Origin of the sequence: Mesorhizobium sp. M0590 (assembly GCF_040320905.1) — a bacterium.
Classification (GTDB): Bacteria; Pseudomonadota; Alphaproteobacteria; order Rhizobiales; family Rhizobiaceae; genus Mesorhizobium.
The window spans coordinates 32,407-51,158 of record NZ_JAMYQN010000019.1; the positions used below are offsets into that span (position 1 = coordinate 32,407).

Annotated in this window: 6 protein-coding genes and 1 pseudogene; 1 reads left to right on the forward strand and 6 read right to left on the reverse strand. The window is 61.9% G+C overall.

The window, feature by feature from the left end; translation table 11 throughout:
• Positions 1–89 precede the first annotated feature (89 nt).
• From NKI52_RS25775 to NKI52_RS25785, 3 genes are all read right to left on the reverse strand, one after another.
• Positions 90–4,934, reverse strand: a complete 4,845-nt coding sequence (locus NKI52_RS25775; RefSeq protein ID WP_352682129.1) for an NACHT domain-containing protein — start codon at positions 4,932–4,934, stop codon at positions 90–92.
• A 211-nt stretch (positions 4,935–5,145) separates the two neighbouring features.
• Positions 5,146–10,287: an NACHT domain-containing protein gene (locus NKI52_RS25780; RefSeq protein WP_352682127.1), complete on the reverse strand. Its 5,142-nt coding sequence runs from the start codon at positions 10,285–10,287 to the stop codon at positions 5,146–5,148.
• 347 nt (positions 10,288–10,634) lie between these two features.
• Positions 10,635–15,188: an ATP-binding protein gene (locus NKI52_RS25785; RefSeq protein WP_352700230.1), complete on the reverse strand. Its 4,554-nt coding sequence runs from the start codon at positions 15,186–15,188 to the stop codon at positions 10,635–10,637.
• 522 nt (positions 15,189–15,710) lie between these two features.
• On the opposite strand from NKI52_RS25785, the gene NKI52_RS25790 reads away from it, so the two are divergent.
• Positions 15,711–15,971, forward strand: coding sequence for a hypothetical protein (locus NKI52_RS25790; protein WP_352682123.1), 261 nt, complete (start codon positions 15,711–15,713; stop codon positions 15,969–15,971).
• On the opposite strand, the pseudogene NKI52_RS25795 reads toward NKI52_RS25790, so the two are convergent.
• From NKI52_RS25795 to NKI52_RS25805, 3 genes and pseudogenes are all read right to left on the reverse strand, one after another.
• Positions 15,968–16,793: pseudogene (locus NKI52_RS25795) on the reverse strand (toll/interleukin-1 receptor domain-containing protein). The gene NKI52_RS25790 and the pseudogene NKI52_RS25795 overlap by 4 nt on opposite strands.
• Before the next feature lie 77 nt (positions 16,794–16,870).
• The gene (locus tag NKI52_RS25800) at positions 16,871–17,431 is read right to left on the reverse strand and encodes an RloB domain-containing protein (RefSeq protein WP_352682119.1); all 561 of its coding nucleotides are present in this window, start codon (positions 17,429–17,431) and stop codon (positions 16,871–16,873) included.
• Positions 17,432–17,433: 2 nt separating this feature from the next.
• On the reverse strand, positions 17,434–18,663 hold the full coding sequence (locus NKI52_RS25805) for an AAA family ATPase (protein WP_352700231.1): 1,230 nt from the start codon (positions 18,661–18,663) through the stop codon (positions 17,434–17,436).
• Between the last annotated feature and the right edge of the window lie 89 nt (positions 18,664–18,752).

Consider the following 18,752-nt stretch of genomic DNA (forward strand, 5'->3'; position numbering starts at 1 on the left):
AGGCCTAAGTTTAGCATGGCTCGGTTTCGGATAGGTTAGCAGGCGACATCTACCGGGCTAGGGAAGCGCGGAGATGTCGAGCGACCTGGCTAACGGCCCTTCCGCTGCGCAAACAATGGGACAATCGCAAGCGCAGCGTTCGAACCAGCGTCGGCCATAATGGCCAATATGCGCCGGATCTCGGGCCTGTCGCAGCCCGCGTGATCGGCCAACGGCTTCGCGAGCGCGGCGGCGCGGTCGCCAAGATCATCATATTGCCAGAATTTCGGATCGCGGCCATGCGCCTCGACAAGGCGGGCGAGCCATCGCGTATAGATGGAAGCTCGCTCGTCCAACGACATGCGTTCGACCACACGCAATGATAACCACGCCGCTCGGCGGAGATGAAGTGTCGATTGCTGCCAGGTGTCGATCCATTCCAGAAGATCTGCGAGATGTAGCCAACCGGGCGGAATTGGAGTCGACCAAGGGCCCACGAACCCTGCAGCCTCCACGCAATTGTCGAGTGAATCATAATTGGTTTGCCGAGATGGGACGGCCGTCGCCATGACCCATTCCGCCGCGGGCTTCCACGCGAACCAGAAGCGTGCGTCGGGCCTCCGCTCGCTGACCATTAGTTCGTGGGCGATCGCCTCCATATAGTTGCCGACGAGTTCCCGGCCGTGATCTCGTTCTTCAAACCGGGTCAGACTTTTCCAGATCGCCCCATCGCCGTGGAAGGCCGCAAAGCGCCCGACCTCGCTCGCCATCTTGTGGGCCCATTCGAAGGGATAGCGGCGGTCGTGCTGCCGCGGCTCCTCGTCTTCCGAATAGTCCCGTGTCCATTCGACGAGGCCCTTCAAATAGGTCGCGAAAGCGTCGCGCCCCGTTGCCTCGCTCGTAAGGCGACGCCAGTCGAGGCGGGCTAGAATTTCCGCCACGCGTCCCCAGTCGAGCACGACAGGCGAGATCAGCCGAACGCGGCGCGGCGGATGATACCATTTGCGACCGCGTACCCACTGAGACCGATAGGGTGCCGGCGGAAGGTCTGGAACTCGGTTTGCCGGACATGGCGTTGCAGCGCGTTTGATAATCTTCAATCGCCTCCTCGCCATGCGTCTCGCAGCCCTTTCTTCGCTGCCCTGAAACCAGAAATGGCCGATGTCGATCACGCATACATCCAGCGTGGCAAAGGTCACCCGGCGAGCAAAGTCCGGGTTTGCGTCCCAGAGAAGTCCATCGAGCACTGCCTTTTGAAGGCCATGCAGCCGATCGACGGCAAGTTCGAGGACACGCCGCTCGATGGCGTCGTTGCGCTGGCGGCAGGCATACGCGGCGAGCCCCCATGCTCCTATATCCTGAGGGTCGAAGCTGAGTAGCGCCTCATCAACAGTAAAGTGTTCTTCCGCTGGCGAGCGCCGATTCTGACAACCCGCCTCAAGCCGTTCGCGAGCCCATTCGAGCCTTGCATCGAGAAACGCCATGTCGGCCCTTGCGACGACAATTGCTGCTGCTCCAACAATGGCGAAGGAGGTCATCTTTCGGGCCAGTCCGAATCCGCCATCATCGGCATCCTCGGGCGGTTCGGCCATCACTTGATCAGCTAGTTCGATAGCCTCTTCGAGGGTCAAGCCTTCCTCGATACCACCTTTCTCGCGCGAGTGGACTGCCCACATCGCCAACCGATTTACCTGTCCCATTCTGCGGCGGTTTTCTTCTGCAGCCTCGATGACCTTGAGCTGCTCGGCCGGAGGATTGATATGGGCTTCGATACGCTGCTTGGCCTCATTGTAGCTGATCTCGACCTGATTCTGGTCGCTGTCGGAGAGGATGCGTGCGAACCGCTCCCCGTTCGCCGCGACCCATGATGAATCGGCCGGCTGTCGCTTATCTTCGGCGAGATCCTCCAAACTCCACGTGCCACGCAAGGCGTCGAACTCGGCTTGGACTGTCTCGCCCGCCTTCAGGCGGAATGGAAGCATCAACGTGTGCGACATCGGCGACTGCGCCTTATGTCGCTCGAAGATCGCCTCGACCTGATCGAAGTGGTGATCACGCTCTGAGAAACTGTAGCTTATGCGATGCGCCGGTTGTTGGTCGTCGATATGCTTGCGAATGTCGTAGTTCCAGAACCGCGGCGTCCCGAGAAATGGCGCAGCGTGATCAATCGCACCCGGCGTGTTTACATGCGCCTTGAGGAGAGAAATACACAGACCCGCCGTCGCCACCAGACCGTTGGGCTGTAGAGCGAGCCTAATAAGGTCGCCGACATCCCGTCCGTTGGATGCTTGCCGATGCATCCATTCATCGAGCGCGAGATGCATCGAACCCAGGATATTTGATCCGAGTACGGCTCGGGACCAGCGGTAAACGGTCTCGTCACCCCAGAGAGCGATGGTATGCCCATCGATTTTGAGCGTCAGCGCAAGCGGTTGTTCCCCGTCGCGGCAGCGGGCGTACCAGCGCCAGAAGACCGAGGCTCGCCGTTCGATTCGATGGAAAAGATCCAGCGCCAACACTTCGTCGGCCTCGAACAACTCAAGGAAACCCGCGCGTGATGGGCCAGGCGGGTAGCAACTCTGACCGTCAGGGAGCCCCGAGCTATGAGCGTCGGAAAAACTAAATAGCTCACGCCCGAGGATCGACTGATCGTTACGCGAGCGGCGTCGCGGCGGCAGATAATGGCAGGCGCAAAGCTTGGCCCACGTGGCTGGAAACTTACCTGCCAGGAAACCAGGGGATTTCAGCAACTTGCGTCGCGGGCTGCCGAGGCGCCGATCATTAGCCAGACGCGCGAGATAGGCTTCGACACCGCGCGCGTCCGACTCAGCGCAGAATATCAGAGCCTGCCGAAGTTTCTCTTCGATTAGCTTCCAAGCGTCGCGGTCCGGCAAATCGATCCCGAAAGGCTCGCGTCTATCGCTCCAACCGAGCAGGTGACGGCATTCCTCGATCTCATCCAGCCAAGGGCGTACGATCTGTCCTATGGCCTGGCTATGGGCGTTCGGGAAGTTGAGCGTTGCTCGGCAGAAAACGCGCGCAGGTTCGGCAAGCTGAGGAACAAGACTCTTCGGCCAATTGGACCATTTCGGCAGCGACCAACGTAGAAATGGAACCCAGCTTCGCCACACCGGCTGCTTGCCATAGGTTGCGATCGCGTAGCGTTGGCTTTCGCTAAAATGGGCAAGGTGAGGAGAGTGTAGGAGCGTTTCGTCTAGCCTTGTCTCGGATACGAGGAGCGAGTCAAGAAGACGGCGGATCAGCCGGAAGTCATCGGCTTCGAGGGCGGAACCGAGATCGTCAAGGATTGCGCTAGAGGCTTCGGTATAGAGCGGCGCGACGAGCCAGGCCCGAGCCCAGGCAGGATCTATTGAGGTGTCGGCTTCGAGCGCCGCATACACTTCGCGCCAACGGACATAGTGGCCTTGCTCGAGACACAATTGTCCGAGGAGCCTAACCGCTCGAAGCCACCACAACGGCTCACCGCTGTCGCGCAAACGTTCGCCAAGCCGGTCGCAGTCGGGCAGCAGACCACGGGCGATGAGCCAATCCTCGTGTACGTCAAAAGCAAGCGTGATTGCGTCGGCACGAGGGTCTGAAAGCAGCGTGCCTTCGCTTATGAGGCAGAGCGCTCCTTCCGGATCGAAAACGGAGCTCCCAGGCGCGCGCGTCGGATTTTCGACAAGCCACCGCCCCATCTGCGACAGAGCCTTGGTCCGGCAAACGGTTAAGCGGGCATCATTCTGATCTGCATTAGCCCATTTTCCTGCTAAATCCATTTCGGTAATGCGCCCCTCGGGCGGTACGTCGAGTTTTAAAAGCTCGCGAAGAAGAAAGAGCCGCCGGTTCTGCTGGGCAAGATCATTCCGTCTGAGTAAAGATGCAAAGGCCGGGAACGCTTCCGCAACTGCTTCACAATCCTCCTCTTCTATCGCATCGACCGGAAGGCTCGCCGACTTGCTGATCCCCGCGTCATCGAGAGCGGCGAGCACCAAGTCCCGGTCTTGATATGCGCGAGCGGAAGTAATCATCCGCCAATTGCCGGCATCCAGATAACGTGCCGCGAGCGCCAGCAGGTCGGTCACGACCCCGCGCCGCTCCGAGAGCAGGAGTCGGTCGGCCCCGTCGATCAGGACCAGCAAATTGCCACCGCGTCCGAGGCGCTCGAACAGCTTTGTAGGTGTCTCGCCGATCCCGAGTTGCACCAGGTATTCGGCGAGCGAGCCTGCCCGAACCCTATTGTCTTTCAGAACAAAAAGCGGACCCAAATGCTCAAGTGCCAGGCGCTTCAGGATAGCCGATTTGCCACCTCCGCCCTCACCTGTGACGCGGACGATATTATGCTCAGCAAGATAGACCGACGCGCGCGCAACGAGATGCGACCGGGGCAGTTGGAGACTTTCACTGCCGCGGCGCAAGCGGTCCTCGATTGACCCCAAGGCGGCCTCGGCGGCCTCAGCCACACGCTCGAGATCAGCCGCGCCTGCCGCAAGCTCAGGGTAAAATTGGCGGATGACCGATGGATGCTTTGCCAGCAAGGCTTTGAGAGCGCCCCAGCCAAGAATATCTACCTCGAACTTGCCGACGGCAACCCGATCCGCGGAGACAGTGCGGGCGTGCTCCTGGAGATCCGCATCGACCTCGGCAGTCGTCGCAAAATACCATTTCCCGAGTGGTGGTGCGAACGCCTCTGCTTTGCCGAGCTCGATATCGAACTCGGCCTTAGTTGGCTTTCCGCCAAAGCCTTGGTCCTTGCCTTTGCACTGAACACCGAAGTATGTACCCGGCTTCCATTCGGGCGAGCCGTATACGTCGACGCCGTGCTGCGGTTGGCCGATCCGGCCGTTCTTCTGCGCGGTTGGATCCCTCCATACTTCCGCGAACAAGGCGCAAGACAGGTCCTCGAAGGTTTGCCACTTGCTCGGCGCATTGATCTGTGAGTCGAGAATATCCACGAGCTCAGCCTTGGCACAGCGAAAGATAGCCAGCAATTATGCGGGCGGAGCAATATCTACCCCAGCGCAAGATATTTCGCTTCCATTTTCACATTGGCCGGCGCGAACGCTAATCTGCAATCCGACTCACCCTCCGCTGGCCGAGCTGTTTGAGCCGATGCTTGATGTCCCGCGATTTCGCCTTGCGCGCCGATCGCGTAGGAGGACCTACTCAGCTTCTCCCATCCAGACGCGCGACCGATGCCTGTGGGTCGCCCGCAGCCGCTTCCACCCGCAACTCGAGCTCATGCGCCTCGGCGACGCCAACCCCGATCAGATTGCCCAGCGCGCGGTCGATCCGGCCCCGCGCGGGATGCGCCTGGATCAGCAGGCTCGGTTGTTCGGCGAACACGGCATCGAACCAGCGCACGACGCGACCACCGATGCCAGCGGTGATCCACAGGCCCGCCGCGCGGGTGCGATCGAACCAGGCCTCCACTGCATCGAGGACAAAGTCGAGGTGTCGCGCCCGGGGCGCAACGAGGAGCAGCTTCATAGTGCAAAGCGCCACGAACACCGTCGGCCCGCCCCTCAGCAGGGGGCGCATTGTGGCTAGCAGCGGGTCGATGCGGTCGAAGAGAAATGGCGGGAGATAGCTATGCGTCCCGTTAAATGGATCGTGGGTATTGAGGAGCATCTTCGCGATGATGCCGCCACTTTCTATGTCGATCCGCGAGCTGGCCGGATCGCCGGCATATTCCCACCGCCTGAGCGCGATCACCCGCTCCACCAGCTTGGCGCGCAGATCGGCAGGCCGAGAAGCGGTACGTTGGAGATCATTGAAATAGAGCGCGTCGGCCGCATGCATGACCGTCTGCGCGACCTCGCAGAAGGGCTCGTCTGGCAAATCGGTCACGAGCTTCAGATCGGAATCGAACGACATAGGCGTTCCGTCGAGTAGCCGCTCGGCGAACAGCGCATAATAGTGCAGGTTCCAGTCGTGGGGATCGCGGTCGATCTCGGTATCAACCGACAGCCCCAACCCGTTCATCCGCGCGGTCCAGTCAGCATAGGCCGCGACCACCTCCTGCCGCCAGCCGATCGATCCCTTAGGCGCGGCCTGCATCATCGCCAGCCACTGCGCCGCAGCCGCGCTGTCGACGTGGACGATCTCAATCGCCTCGTCTTCGTCGAACTGTGCCGGTGGGACTGGTCTAGGAACGCGAATACGCGAGCCGCGACGCAGATGTGGACGCTCCTTGGGCCATGTCGGCCACGCAGATTCGGCGCCGCCATCCAGCCAGGCGACCTCGGCTGCGACCGCTGCATCGATTGCCGCGGCCCGCTCTGCTTCGAAACGCGCATGCTCGGCGTCGTCCTCCTCCTGATAGCTCTTCCAGCGCCAGGTCGTGCTTGCGAAGGCTACGCGCATCGCCGCTTTGAAGAGCCTGGGCTCGATCTCGAGGATCCGCGCAAGGCCGGCGGAAAATGCCGGCGCGGCGCTGCGGTCCTTGCGGGTCGCGAGCCGGATCAGCGCATCTCGGTCCGCTTTGCTCCCCTTGCGCCCCCAGAGATGGATCAGCGCAAGCGTCGCGATCGCCGGGCGGTTGAAGCGCAGCGCAAGCTGCGAACCACCCCCGCGATCGGACTGCTCTTCCAACGCGATCGAGATGACCTGACGAACCCATTTCTCGTGCGTCACGAGCAGATCGTCATCCCCATCGCGTGCTACCAGCAGGGCAGTCGTGACCAGCCTCGTCGAGCGCGATTTGAGAGCATCGGTATCACTGTCGTCGGGAAGATCGCCCTCCGCATACTCGACCGCATCGCGTGCCGTTGAGGCGTTGGCGTGTTCGCCTTCTCCGCCCATAGCCAGACTGACGCGCGCCTCGATTTCGCTAGATCGAAGGAACTCGCCCCGCGTTTTCTCCATCGCCGCAAGATGGGCGGCCTCATCCGCCGGCGGCTGATAGGCCAGCTTCCCCTCCCCGATGTCTGTCCAGTTCGACCGTTGAAGCATGTTGTTGGCACAGCGGGCGATGAACCGCGTATCGCCCCAGTTCGAATAAGGCTCATAGGGCTCCAAGTTCTCGATCGCGGCGCCCAGTTGCTCACGCAGACGGTTCGCAATGGTGTCGTCGCCCATATAATTGGGGACGATGTCAAGCAAGGACGCACCCCGTGACGGGCGGGCTTTCAAGTCGGCGAGTTTGACCTTTCCATCCGGCTCTTTCCCAATAGGGAAATCAATTCCCGACCCGATTTGATCATGGGTCTGCCGCGCGCGGTCGGCAGACAGCAGCACAGGGGCTGCGATAAACGGCGCGAGAACGTCACGACCGACACTGAAATGCGACAGCAGTACGTCGATTGCGACCAGCAGATAGGCCGCACAGCTGCCTTCGGGTCCAAGGATGTCGGTGAGCACTTCATCGACGGGTACACCGTCGTCGAGGCGCTGCTGGCTCCACGCCTCGAGGGCCTTCAGTCCGGAGGCCGCGGAATATTCGTGGCTCTGGTCGCGAGACCACAAGTAGCTCGAAGTCCAGGGAAAGAAGCGCGGGCCATGGCCGAGATCGACGGTGTAGCCGTCGTCTTCCGGGGCAAACCCGTCGGTGTTGAACGCTATCGCTTCCGCAACCAGCGTCCGAATCAGCCTCAACCCTTCAGCAGCGCCGGACTCCAACAGATCGAGGAATGGCGGCTGCGCCGGCGAGGCCGGCAGATAGTCGCTGTCGGCGAAGGTGAAGGCTCGCTCCATCGAGCGGTCATGGCGGCCGCGCCGCTCCCGCTTGTCAATGAGGCTCGACAGTATGAGGTCCGTAAGCTCGGCCGGCGCAACCGGCGCGATCACCTTGGAAAACGGCCGGATCGCCTTGACCTTGTAGCTGTCCCCCTCGGCGCCGAGCTCCCTTAAATAAGTCTTCAGTTGATCGGGCGCGAATTCGCCAAGCAAGACCGCAATCAGGCGCAACTGCTCTATCGTGCTACGCGACGCGTCGCTCGCCGCCCGGCCGAGGCTTCGCTCTCCGGGGATCGTCACCTCGGCGTCGCGAACATCAAGCTGACGCAGCCAGCCAAACAGCATGATGGCCGTCTGCTCGGCGAACGGTCGAAGGTGCTTGAGGAAATAGACCTGTATTTGGACCAGCTCGACCACCGCGCCGATCGCCGACATTGGAATCTCAGCAGCATGCGCCACCACCCAGCGCAGGACCAGAACTGCCGACCCGGTATTATTTGTACGATACGAGCGCGGCAGATTGACCTTGGAGCCGTCCGGCATCGTCATCAAGTCTGCCGTCGCCACGGTCTCGGCCGCCGCGATCGCCGTGCACAATTCGATAAGGCGAGCTGCGTCGTCTGCCAATAGACCAGCGCTGCACTTTTCGAGCAATTCGAAGCCGGCCTCCGACCGCGGCAAGGCGAGGATGGCTTGGCGCCGCCATGATCCGTGCGCCCCTCGCGGAGACAGATGAGCGATCAGATCGGTCCAGGCGCTGCAATCTGCCCCCGTCTCGAGCGCGAGACGTGCGGCGAACTCGATACCGCGCGCCACACGCGGCGATACCGGCACAGTCAGATCGAGTGCGGCCAGACGGCTCGGATTCTCTGCGATGTAGTTCCCGATCGCCCAGTCGCGCAGCACGTCGTGATAGAAGTTTAGCCGGTCGCGGCGCACTTCCTTGAGCGTCAGTGCCTCAAGCAGATGCGTCCGAGCAGAAGAATCCTCGGTCAGCTCGACCCCGTCTTCTCCCTTTATGGCACTCGCCGCGAGCGCTGCCAGCAGCCGCTGCGCGGCGCGCACCTCCGCAGCCGACGCGCCGTCCGCTCTCTTCCACCACGAATCGGCCATTGCTGCTTCGGTCCGAACCTCGGTCGCGCTCGGCACCTTCAGCAACCGGGATAGCCGATAGAGATTACGAGCAAGACCGGCGGCGGGATGTTGGGGGGCAAGCAACAGCCGAAGATCCGGCGCCTGATTAACTAGAATCGCGACTTCATCGTCCGACAAGGGGCCGACGGGTACCGGCTGCACGCCGCCCAGGGCGGCAACGATCTCTTCGTCGAGCCAAGGTTCGATATCGACATGGCCGGCAGTGCGCGTGGTAGCGATTACTGTAAAACCCGGAATCGTGCTCGCCGCGCGCATGAGCTCGATGATGGTGCGTTGGCGGCCTCGATCGTCGAACATATCAATGCCGTCGACGAACAGCATCGCGGCGCCGCTAGCGGCCAGATCGGTCAGGAATTCGCCCGCCGAACCCGGAATACCGAGCGCGTTAGAGAACGGTAGCCAGCCGCCTGCCGGCGTCGAGTCGCAGTCAAGCACGATGATCGGCGCTTGGCGCGCCACGCGCTCGGCGACGTGCCGAAGCACCCAGGACTTACCGACACCGGAATCGCCACGGATTTCGATGAACCGATGCGCTTCGGACGCGTCATCCACCGCAGCGACAGCTTCCAATCGTGGCAAGGTCACACCCGCCACGCTCGTCCCGATATGGGAAAGCGTATTCCGCGCGAGTTCGGCTAGCTTGGCGCGTGCCAGCCCATAATCGCGGTCGCCGGCAAGCCGGAACCCTGCCTCGGCGAGATCGGCCCTGAGGCTATCTCGATCAATTTTACCGCCAGTGGTTCCGGTCTTGATCGACAGGTCGGTCAGCCGGCTCCATAGCGCCTCGGCACGGGCGACATCCTCGTCTGCCAGCGCCACCCGCGCGAGCGCCAGACCATGGGCCCGGGCAATCGGCGCCATCGCTTCGAAATCGAACTCGAGGATGAGCATTCGCCGCAAAAGCAACCAGATCGCCTGGTCATTGTCAGCGATACCGCCGGCGATCAAATGCTTTCGCGTCGTCGCGACGAAGTCGCGCATGTCCTTGCTCGCGACGCCCTTGGCGTCGATGCGGTTGAAGAACGCTGTTGCGCTATCCGCAGTTCGCGCCCATTTGAGCACATCCTGATAGGCGCCCGAAATCTTGCGGCTGGTCCGTTGGGTCGCGATGCCGAGAAGATGCCGGTCCTCCGGGACAGAACCCACCGTGCTCAGCGCAATTTGCGACGCGACGTCCTGATAGACGCTATCGCCAGGCGAGAAGGTAATATCCCGCTTCGACTGGATTTCGAGGATGAAGTCGCCCGCCGATCCCACGCCCGAAACTATCAGGTCATCGAGCTTGAATCCCTGCTCCGTGCCCTGGAACCGAATGCTGACGACCCGGGCGTCAGGCAAGCCCGGTGCCCGATTGCCCGTCAGCAGCGCAAGCAGATATAGCGCGCCGAGCTCACCTTCGATATAGGCACCGGCTGGCCCCCGCGATGCTGGGCTCGAACCGCGCGCGATTTCGGAGCTGGACTCCTGTTCCACCATTGAGATGATTTGCAGGGAGTCGTCCTCCCGATCAAGTGGGCACAACACTTTGTTCTAGTTCACCTGAACGGTCGGCAGGTTCTGACTTCGCTGAAAACAGGTGAGAATGGCCGAGGCGCTTTGCAGCCGGCTGCCTTGCTGCCCGGAAGTGGACTTCTTTCTGGTTCCGAATTGGAAATAGCGGACTCTGAGGTCGCCACGAGCCTTATCTTACATGACCCGTGACGGGCAGCGAAGGCTTGAACCAGCACAAACCAGACCTGACCAAGTGCGCTCTATTTATTCCATCTGGGTCCAGACATCGAACCCATCTTAGCCGAGCTGCACACAACTGTGCTCGCGGCGCGTCAACGATCCTTGTCCGATCTGGCCGCGTTCTCTCGGTCCTTGAGAAGTCGCGTACGGAGCTGGCGGGCCTCGACGACAAACTCATAGGGGAGCGTCTCAAAGACGCCCTTGAGGCTGACCGGATCGTTGCGCGCCCAGAGATAATAAGGATCGACGATTTCCATGATTTTTACCAAGCGAGCCCATTGGATAGGTTTCGGCGAATCGAGCAGCCGATCGCGATGCAATAACGCGGCCGTTTCAAGGTGACGTTGACGGAGCGCCACGCGGGCGGCATCGCTTACGGCCGGCAGAGTTTCGGCTGCGAGTTGATCAAGCCAAGGTACCATCACAGCCGAAGGGATGACGGTGGCTACCTGAGCCGCCAAGACTCGGTCCTTTGAGCGCTGCGAGTTCGCCAGCGGGGCGAGTAGCGCTGCCAGCCTATCGCCCCCCAGATGCAGCCGAAGACGCCGCTCGAGTTCCAATCGAAGGGAAGGCTTTGCGTCTCGGTAGCGGAGTAGGAGTTCCGAGCCGGCGCGATCTGGGTCGATCTCAAGCATCAGGTCGGCCGAAGCTGGTACCTCGTGGCGAGTGAGCAAGCGCTGCGCGGCGAAATAGGCTTCGTCCGGATCCTCATTCCGCAAATAGCGAATGGCCGCGATCGCGTTCCCGCGGTCAAACCCCGAGTGGCGGTAAGCCGCGCGCAGCAGCTCGTCTCGAGCCCGGCTGTCGCCCGCCTCGGCCAGCAGTCGCATAAGCCCTCCGTCAACGATCAGGTGCCCGTTGGTCCGCGAGCGCCGCAAGAAGCTGACGACCGCAGCCCTGCCCTCGGGGTGGTCGATGAGCGGGCGCAGGTAACCTTGGCCCGACCATGATGAACTCCCTATGTCCTGCTCCGAGAGCCAGTCAATAACGGCGCGCCGGGCATCTTCGTCTCCGTGTTCGCCGAGGTAGGTAGCGACGAGGTGTGCCTCCTGGTGGATCTGCCCGGCAATCATCTCGCGCGCCAGCGGAAGCACTCTGGGCGTGTAGAAGCCCAGCGCCCGAAACGACGCCAGTATCCTGATTCTGATTTGGCGGGAGGTCCCTGGTTCCAGGAAGGTTGCGACTAGGCGGGACGCATCCTCCGCGGCTCGTAGGAAGCCAGTCAGAGCTGCGGCAGTGTCGAGAGATTGTGCGTCGCCAGCTGCGAGAAGGTTCGTGATGCGGAGGCGGAGCGCCGAGGTGTCCCGGCCGTTCGACGAGCGCATCTCCGCAGCATTCAAATAGATGGGGGAGCCGGTTCGAACCATGCTTTCGATGTGCGCGTCGCAACCGTGTACGGCGAGCGCTTCCATGTACAGGACCTGGCCAACGGACTGGGCGTCGGGGTCCACCAGGGCTGCCGACAGCGACCTCGTGACGGCGTGTGCCTCAGACCAGCGGGCGGCGATAAAGCCATCCTGGCGACCAAAGGTATTGGGTCTTGCGAGCTCGGCCACCACCAAGTCATCGAACCCCGGCCCAGCGATCATCGCCAGAATGCGTTCGCAATGGCCGCCGGTCACATCGCGCGTCATATCGATGCGGCCGCGACGCCGTGCAGCGAACGTCAGCAATTCGGCCTCGAGCGCCGTGCCGGCACGACTTCTCAGTCTGTCGAATTGCCAAGGTTCACAGAGGCGAGGAAGGAAGTCCAAGGGGTGATGCAGTCGCCCCTCCTCTCGGTTGGGATTTCCGGTCCCGTTGAAGACACGGAGCCTTTCGGTGAAAGCGTCGAGAACTTCGTCGAGCGTTTCGGCATTCATCGCCTCGGGTCTGTTGCGGTAATAGAAGATGAGCTCGGTCGGTGGATCGTCGCTCCCGCTCGCACGCATGCGGATCGCGTCAGCGAGGCCCTTTGGATCGGCCGCTGCCAGTAAGTCGAACCACCAATTGGAGGCTTTCCAGCCGTAGAGGTCGCTGCCCTCCGCCAGCTGCCGCATGGCATCGCTTGGCGCTAGCCGTGCGCGGCTTCGCAAGATGCGCTCTGGCATCCACTCCTGCGCACCGGTCCCGGCTGCGTCAAGTACCGTACTCAAGGACGTTTCGCGGAAATCGCCTATTGCCTCTACGAGCGCTGCGCTCGAGGACCTCATTAGGGCCACCAACCGCTCGCGATGCCTGTTCCAAATCGCTGACGCCGTATCTCCGTCAACCGATTTCTCATCCTTGAGCCGCCACAACAGCTGGTCGATCGCCGTCACGTCCGTTTCGGCGGCCAGCTTCTTGTCGAGCCACTCCGGGGCTGCGGCAACGGCGATGCGCAGCGCATCGGAACTCAACTCCCGCCGGATAATCGCGAGCGACCGTACCTCGACATCCGATGTGGTTGCGGCCTCGTCGTAGGCGGCCGTGCGCGCAAGGTGCTCGCCCCAGATCGAGTCAAGCGCTCTCGGAGCCGGCACCATGCGGGCCGCCCACACTCCAATGTCGACGATGCGCTCGACGCCCGACGTGATCTGGCGCTCGATCAGGTCCTCGACGGGCTGGGCATCCGCGACTGCGATGCTGGCGAGGGCGAATGGAAGATTCCTCAGGATTTCCGTATCACCCTCTTCACCGAGCTCGTGGGCGGCGAGATATTCCAGGGCGGGAAGGATGCGCGGGCCCAGGCTGCCGAAGCCGTTTGTCCACTGATCCTCGGCATGGTCTTCCGGGTGCATCCGCGCGATATGCTTACGGATGAGCATGGCAACGAACTCGGGCTCGCTCTGGCCAGCGAGCAGCCACAATGCGTCGAAGTAGACATAGCCAAGACGCGTGCCGATCGCTTCGCCACTCTTGGTTCGCAGAACGTCGATCGAGGCAAAACGGGCCTCGGCTTCCGTCGGAGACAATCCATCCTCCAGTATTGCTTCGACCAAAGATTCCGCGACCGCCCAGTTGAGCATTCGGTCCGCGGCGAAAGCGATGCGGTCGGCTACCACGCGCCGTAAAAGCCCGACCTGCTCAAGGCGCAGGATTGCGGGATCGTCGAGCCCCGCGGCCCGCATCTCGCCGATACGCCAAGGATAGTGGCTTTGCCCTGTCAGGAGTTGGCCGGCCAGCGACCTCAGGCAGTGTCGGTCGCTGGGATGGTCGAATTGCTCGCGGGCATCCAGGCTCGCGTAGTCCCAATAGGCGTTGAACAGCTGATACTCTGATACGCCCGCCCAAGCATCGCGTTTGGGTAACTGAACAATAATGCTAGCGTGCACCGGCTTCAGAAGCAGTTCGAAAACATCGTCGGGCGTGGTCTCCAGCGCCGTGGCATGCCCATGTACGGTTAGGAAGCGGCGCAGTTCGGCACTCCGGAAATTGCCGATCTCAATGATCTGCAAATCTTGGCGAACCGAGCGGATCGCCTCGGTAATGCGCGGCTGGGCCGAGATGACGATGCGCACACCATGTTCGTGCCACCTGGCTCGCGCGAGCCGCTCCGCGAAGGTCCGATCCTGCACGTCATCGACATAGAGGGTGAGCCACGTCCCGTCGGCGCGACGGAGCGCCTCGCGCAGGCTTTTGGCCATGACCGCGATCGGCGCGAGATCCGGATGCGCCGGTTGCCAGATCCGCTCCGCGATGAAGTCGAGAACCTCCTCGATTGTCGCGGGCGCGCGCATGAGGATAGCGAGCTCGCCGCGATCGATCTGCTCGAAGGCGAGTTGTGCGAGTGACCAAGTCTTACCCTGTCCGGACTCGCCCGAGAGGACGGCGAGATCGGCCACGACATCGGGCAGAGCTCGACGCACCTGTAGTTCAACGGCGTAGCCGATGAGGCGGGCGTCCTCTTGCAGATGATTGCCGAGCAGCGTCGGCAAGGACTGGATATGTGCAAGCAGGCGGTGCGCTCGCGGACTAACCAGGGCGAGCAGGTCTGCGGACGACAGCTTTGCCCCATTCGTTGCGAGCATCATCAATTGGCCAATCAACTGATGGCGCTTGTCACTCACGTGTTCGCCGGGCTCGATGAGCGGGGTAAGCACCTTGTCGATCTCGTCTTGGGCCGCCGCTGGATTGAATACGTGGATTTCAAGCCGATCGAGCAGATGGCGCAACTCGGCGGTAACCTGGTCTAGGCCAGCAAATTTCGCGAGGCGTCGCTCAAACTCTGCCGTCGTCAGGCGTTCAGAGCCCCATCGATGTGGTTTGCCAGTAGCCCGCCCGCGCGACGCGATGTAGCCCTGAAGCGTAGCAAGGCCGGCCCCGTTGTTGGTGACGAAGCGAAATGTCTGGTCGGCAGCGATATGAACCGCACGCAGCAAGTCGGGAAACACCTTTGAGGCGACCTCACTGCTGGACCATCTACCCCGGCCGGTGCGCATCTTCACCTGTTCGACGATGTCGCGTGGTCCGCGAAGAAGCCTGTGGTCCCCGCCCTCGGAGGGTTCGAGATGCAAAATCATCTGGGCGCTGCCGTCCACAGGCGAAAGCGCGATGCTCATCTCGAGGCCGAGGTGAACGCTCCGCAAGATCTGCACGAGAAAGCCGGCGATCGCGCGCCGGCCCGGCGTTCCCGCGTCAAGGTCGATGGCAAGCGAGGCCGCGATCTGAGACGCCGCGTCGTTCATTGTGTTGGCTTCCTCAGGCCCATTCCATGATCGAGCGATGATTCGCTCTCAGAAGCAGCCTAGCCATCGGTGCGGCAAAGGCGAGGCGGAAGAAGGGACCTGGCAGTTGAAGCGGGCGGAAGCATCAGTCTACTTCGCGCCGACGTTTTTGTCCGCATTTCCAAGCCCGACGTTCCTGCACCGCAGGACCAAACTGTGAAACTCCCGCATAGCAAATGGGCTGACGGGAGGGTCCACAGTCTGGGACGTTCAAGGTTGATATCGAGCCTTCGGACCGATGTTCACGAACGTCGTCCCGAGGATGCGGCGTGAGCGGGTCGATGTAAGTCGTAAATGGTCTCCGCCTTCGTTTGGGTTAGACAAGATCGGATTGAATCGGTGTCGCCATTCTCGAATGGCAGCTCAAGAACGGACGGATCCGCGAGGCTGCCAAGTGCCAAGCCTATCTCATCTACCGACCTGATGTGATGATACAATCTCGGCGAGTGGCTCGATCTGGCGTCGTTCATCCTCTCCGACATTGTGGAAGACCCCACGCCGTCCGAGCGTGGGCGGCGCGGTCTCTACAACGACATTCTGAAATGCGTGGCCGAACTCGAGCGCCGCGGCCTCACTGTATTGTCGGGCGTCATGGAAGCGCCGCAACCGGGGCTGCCTGATTGGAAGGTGGCCATTGTCTCGGTGACGCCACGTCTGACCGATCCCGGCGCGCCCAAGCGCCGCCACGTCATGGTCGACCGCCGCTGCGTGGCACTGCCGCCGAATGCGCTCGCTGACGGCTAGGCAATGAGCGCGGCGCGCTCAGCGATGAATTGGGCAATCTGAGCCGGTACGAAACGGCGCGCATCGACATAGCCATCGGTGCGGAACACTCCATCGACGGCGCCATCGTCCACGCGCACGAACATGACGCGCTGATCTTCGCGCCCCATGATGATTTCGCGGATGGCACGGAATTCGACGTCACACCAAATCCTTGCGCTGATAGTCCTCGCCGAGGAAGACAACGATCAGCTTGGACCGATTTCGGTAGATGTCCTGCAGGAGGGTGTCCAACGAGGGTCGCGCAAGCTGGGACACGTAGTTGTTGTCGTAGAAATAGGCATTGGGGCCGACGCGTGCTTCAAGCTCGCGGGCGACCTGCTCGACCAGTCCGCGCGCCTCACCAGGGAAAGAGAGGCCGACATCGAAAGTGTGCCGCGTGATGTCGACGGCCCTCCCGGCCTGCTGGGTCCATGACGGCAGCACGATGCCGCGTGCGGCATGGAGTTCCTTGGGCAGGTTGACATTCTTGACCGCCCAATGCGTGCGGTTCATTTCCCAGTTGCCGATATCGAGCTCGAAGCTGAGGGCATCGAAATCGGCCGCCACCAGGAACGGATCTACAGGGATGATCTCGTATTCGATCCGCACTTGGCCGCGGCGTACGGTGACCTCGCGGATGATGCCGAATTTGGGGTCGAGCTTGCAGCCGGCTTCGTAAGCGAAGATGGAAGGCAGACGAGTCAGTTCCTTCAGCGCTTCCTCGTCCAGGGCGCCGAACTGCTGGGCTATCTGCTCGTCGGTGTATTCATGGTGGCGAACGCAGCGGCTGGCGTCGAGCACGCAGGGATCGCCTTTCTACTGATCTTCCCATCCGGATACGAAGAGGTTGTACATCGGCGTGCTTTCAAGGTGAGGCGTCAGGGCAGAAGCCCGACATCGTGGAGGAAGGCGGCGAGCACGGGCTCGACTGCAGCGGCCCGGCGCACATCGGTAAGGCCGATGCGGCGCGCCAGCAGGATCTTGGTCATGGGTTTGTCGTACTGAGGCCAGGCACCACGCAGGGCGACTCCCGATGCTTGCGTGGTCGGCGGCCGATGCTGGGCGAAGCCGTTGAGGTGACGCAGCAGCAGCGCCTCGTGGCAGGGGTCCTGCCAGATGAGACGGATGTCCAGCTGGTTGGCGAGCTGCTCGGCCTGTTGCCGACGTTGGTTATCGTTCTGCACCTGATCGATGTCGAGGAGCACTGCCCGACGCGCGAATTCCGAGCGGCGCCGGCGTCTCCGCTCGATCTCTTGTGCGGCGCGGCGCAAGCGGGAGGTGGGGTCACCCGCGCCCGGGCTGAGGTTCACGACTTCGAGGTGAACCGGACGGCCGGCGGCCTGCAGCAGATCGTTGAGCAACTGCCCATAGGCCTGTTCGGATTCCCCCTCGCAGCCCAGAAAGATCGGCGTTTTCGGTCTTATGGTCGGACGGCGCATCCTCATCCAACCTGGGGGACTGCGCCGTACACGCCGCCGAGATACTTCTTGTAGAGATTGTCGGTGCGGCGAACGGCGCCAACGTCCATCAGGCTATACACCTGTGACCGGCCCCGGCTGTCCTTCTCGCAAAAGACCACCTCTTCCTTGGCGAGATCGTCGAGCAGGGACGCCGAGTGGCACGTCATCCATAGCTGCGCGTCATAGGGGTTGCGTTCCGGGTCATAAAACCAGCGGACGATCTCCGGCAGGATCAGCGGGTGGATCGACTGATCCAGTTCGTCGACAAGCGCCACCCCTCCCTGCTGCAGGGCGAGCAGGATCAGGGGGAAGATGCGGATGAAGGAACGCGTCCCGTGGCTCTCGAGGCCCCAGGGCATATCCACATGCAGACCCTGATGCCGAAACAGTGCGACCGGTCCGGTTGCTGCCTGCACGATCTGCATCTCCTCGACACCGAGGTCGATGCGCTGCAGCTCCCGGTTGAGCGCCGCCACGACCGGCGGGTTCTGCGCGAGGTAGGTGATCACGGCCTGGTCGCCAAGATCGGTGCGGTCGATCAGGATGTTGCGATAGACGGCGGCGGCGGCCTCGAGGATGACCTTGGAGGCCTGGTGTTCGAAGAGTGCCAAGGTCGCGATGACGCTGGCATCCTCCCTTACCTTGTCGACCACCTGCGAGAAGCCGCTGAGCGGAAAGATCCTCGATCCCTGGACCTTACGGTCGGCATCCCGCTCGAAGACGCGCTGCCACTTGCCCTGGCCGTTGTTCTTCATGCGCAAAGCTTCGTGGGTGACGGTCTTGATCACGCCATCTGTGGGTTGCAAGTGCAATTCGTAGCGGAAGGTTCCGACATCGTCGGCGACGGCGATCTCCTCCGCGCTGCGTTCGGCGCCACTCAGGTCGAGCAGACCGCCCAGCTCGATCGCGAGCCGGATCGGACGATTGGCGGATTCCGCGTCGTTGAAGCGCTCGAAGGGAAGACCGGGACCCTTGTGCTGGAAGCTCTCGCCGATGAACCAGCTCACGAAGGCCAAGGCACGCAGCACGGTCGACTTGCCCGAGCCATTGGGCCCGAACAGCGCAACCGCCTTGGCGACACGCTCTTCCGAGCGCGGGAAGATCGAACCAAATCTTTCCGGCAGATCCGGCACGTTCTTGCCGATCCTCAGGTCGAGGACCTGTTGATCGCGGATGGAATAGAAGTTCTCGATTTCGAGGCGGTACAGCATTCGCGCAATATGGGGTGCCGTATTCGTATTTTCAACCGAAATTTGTCGATTATACGTTTTAGTCAGCCAAAATGCTACCTGAAGTCGCG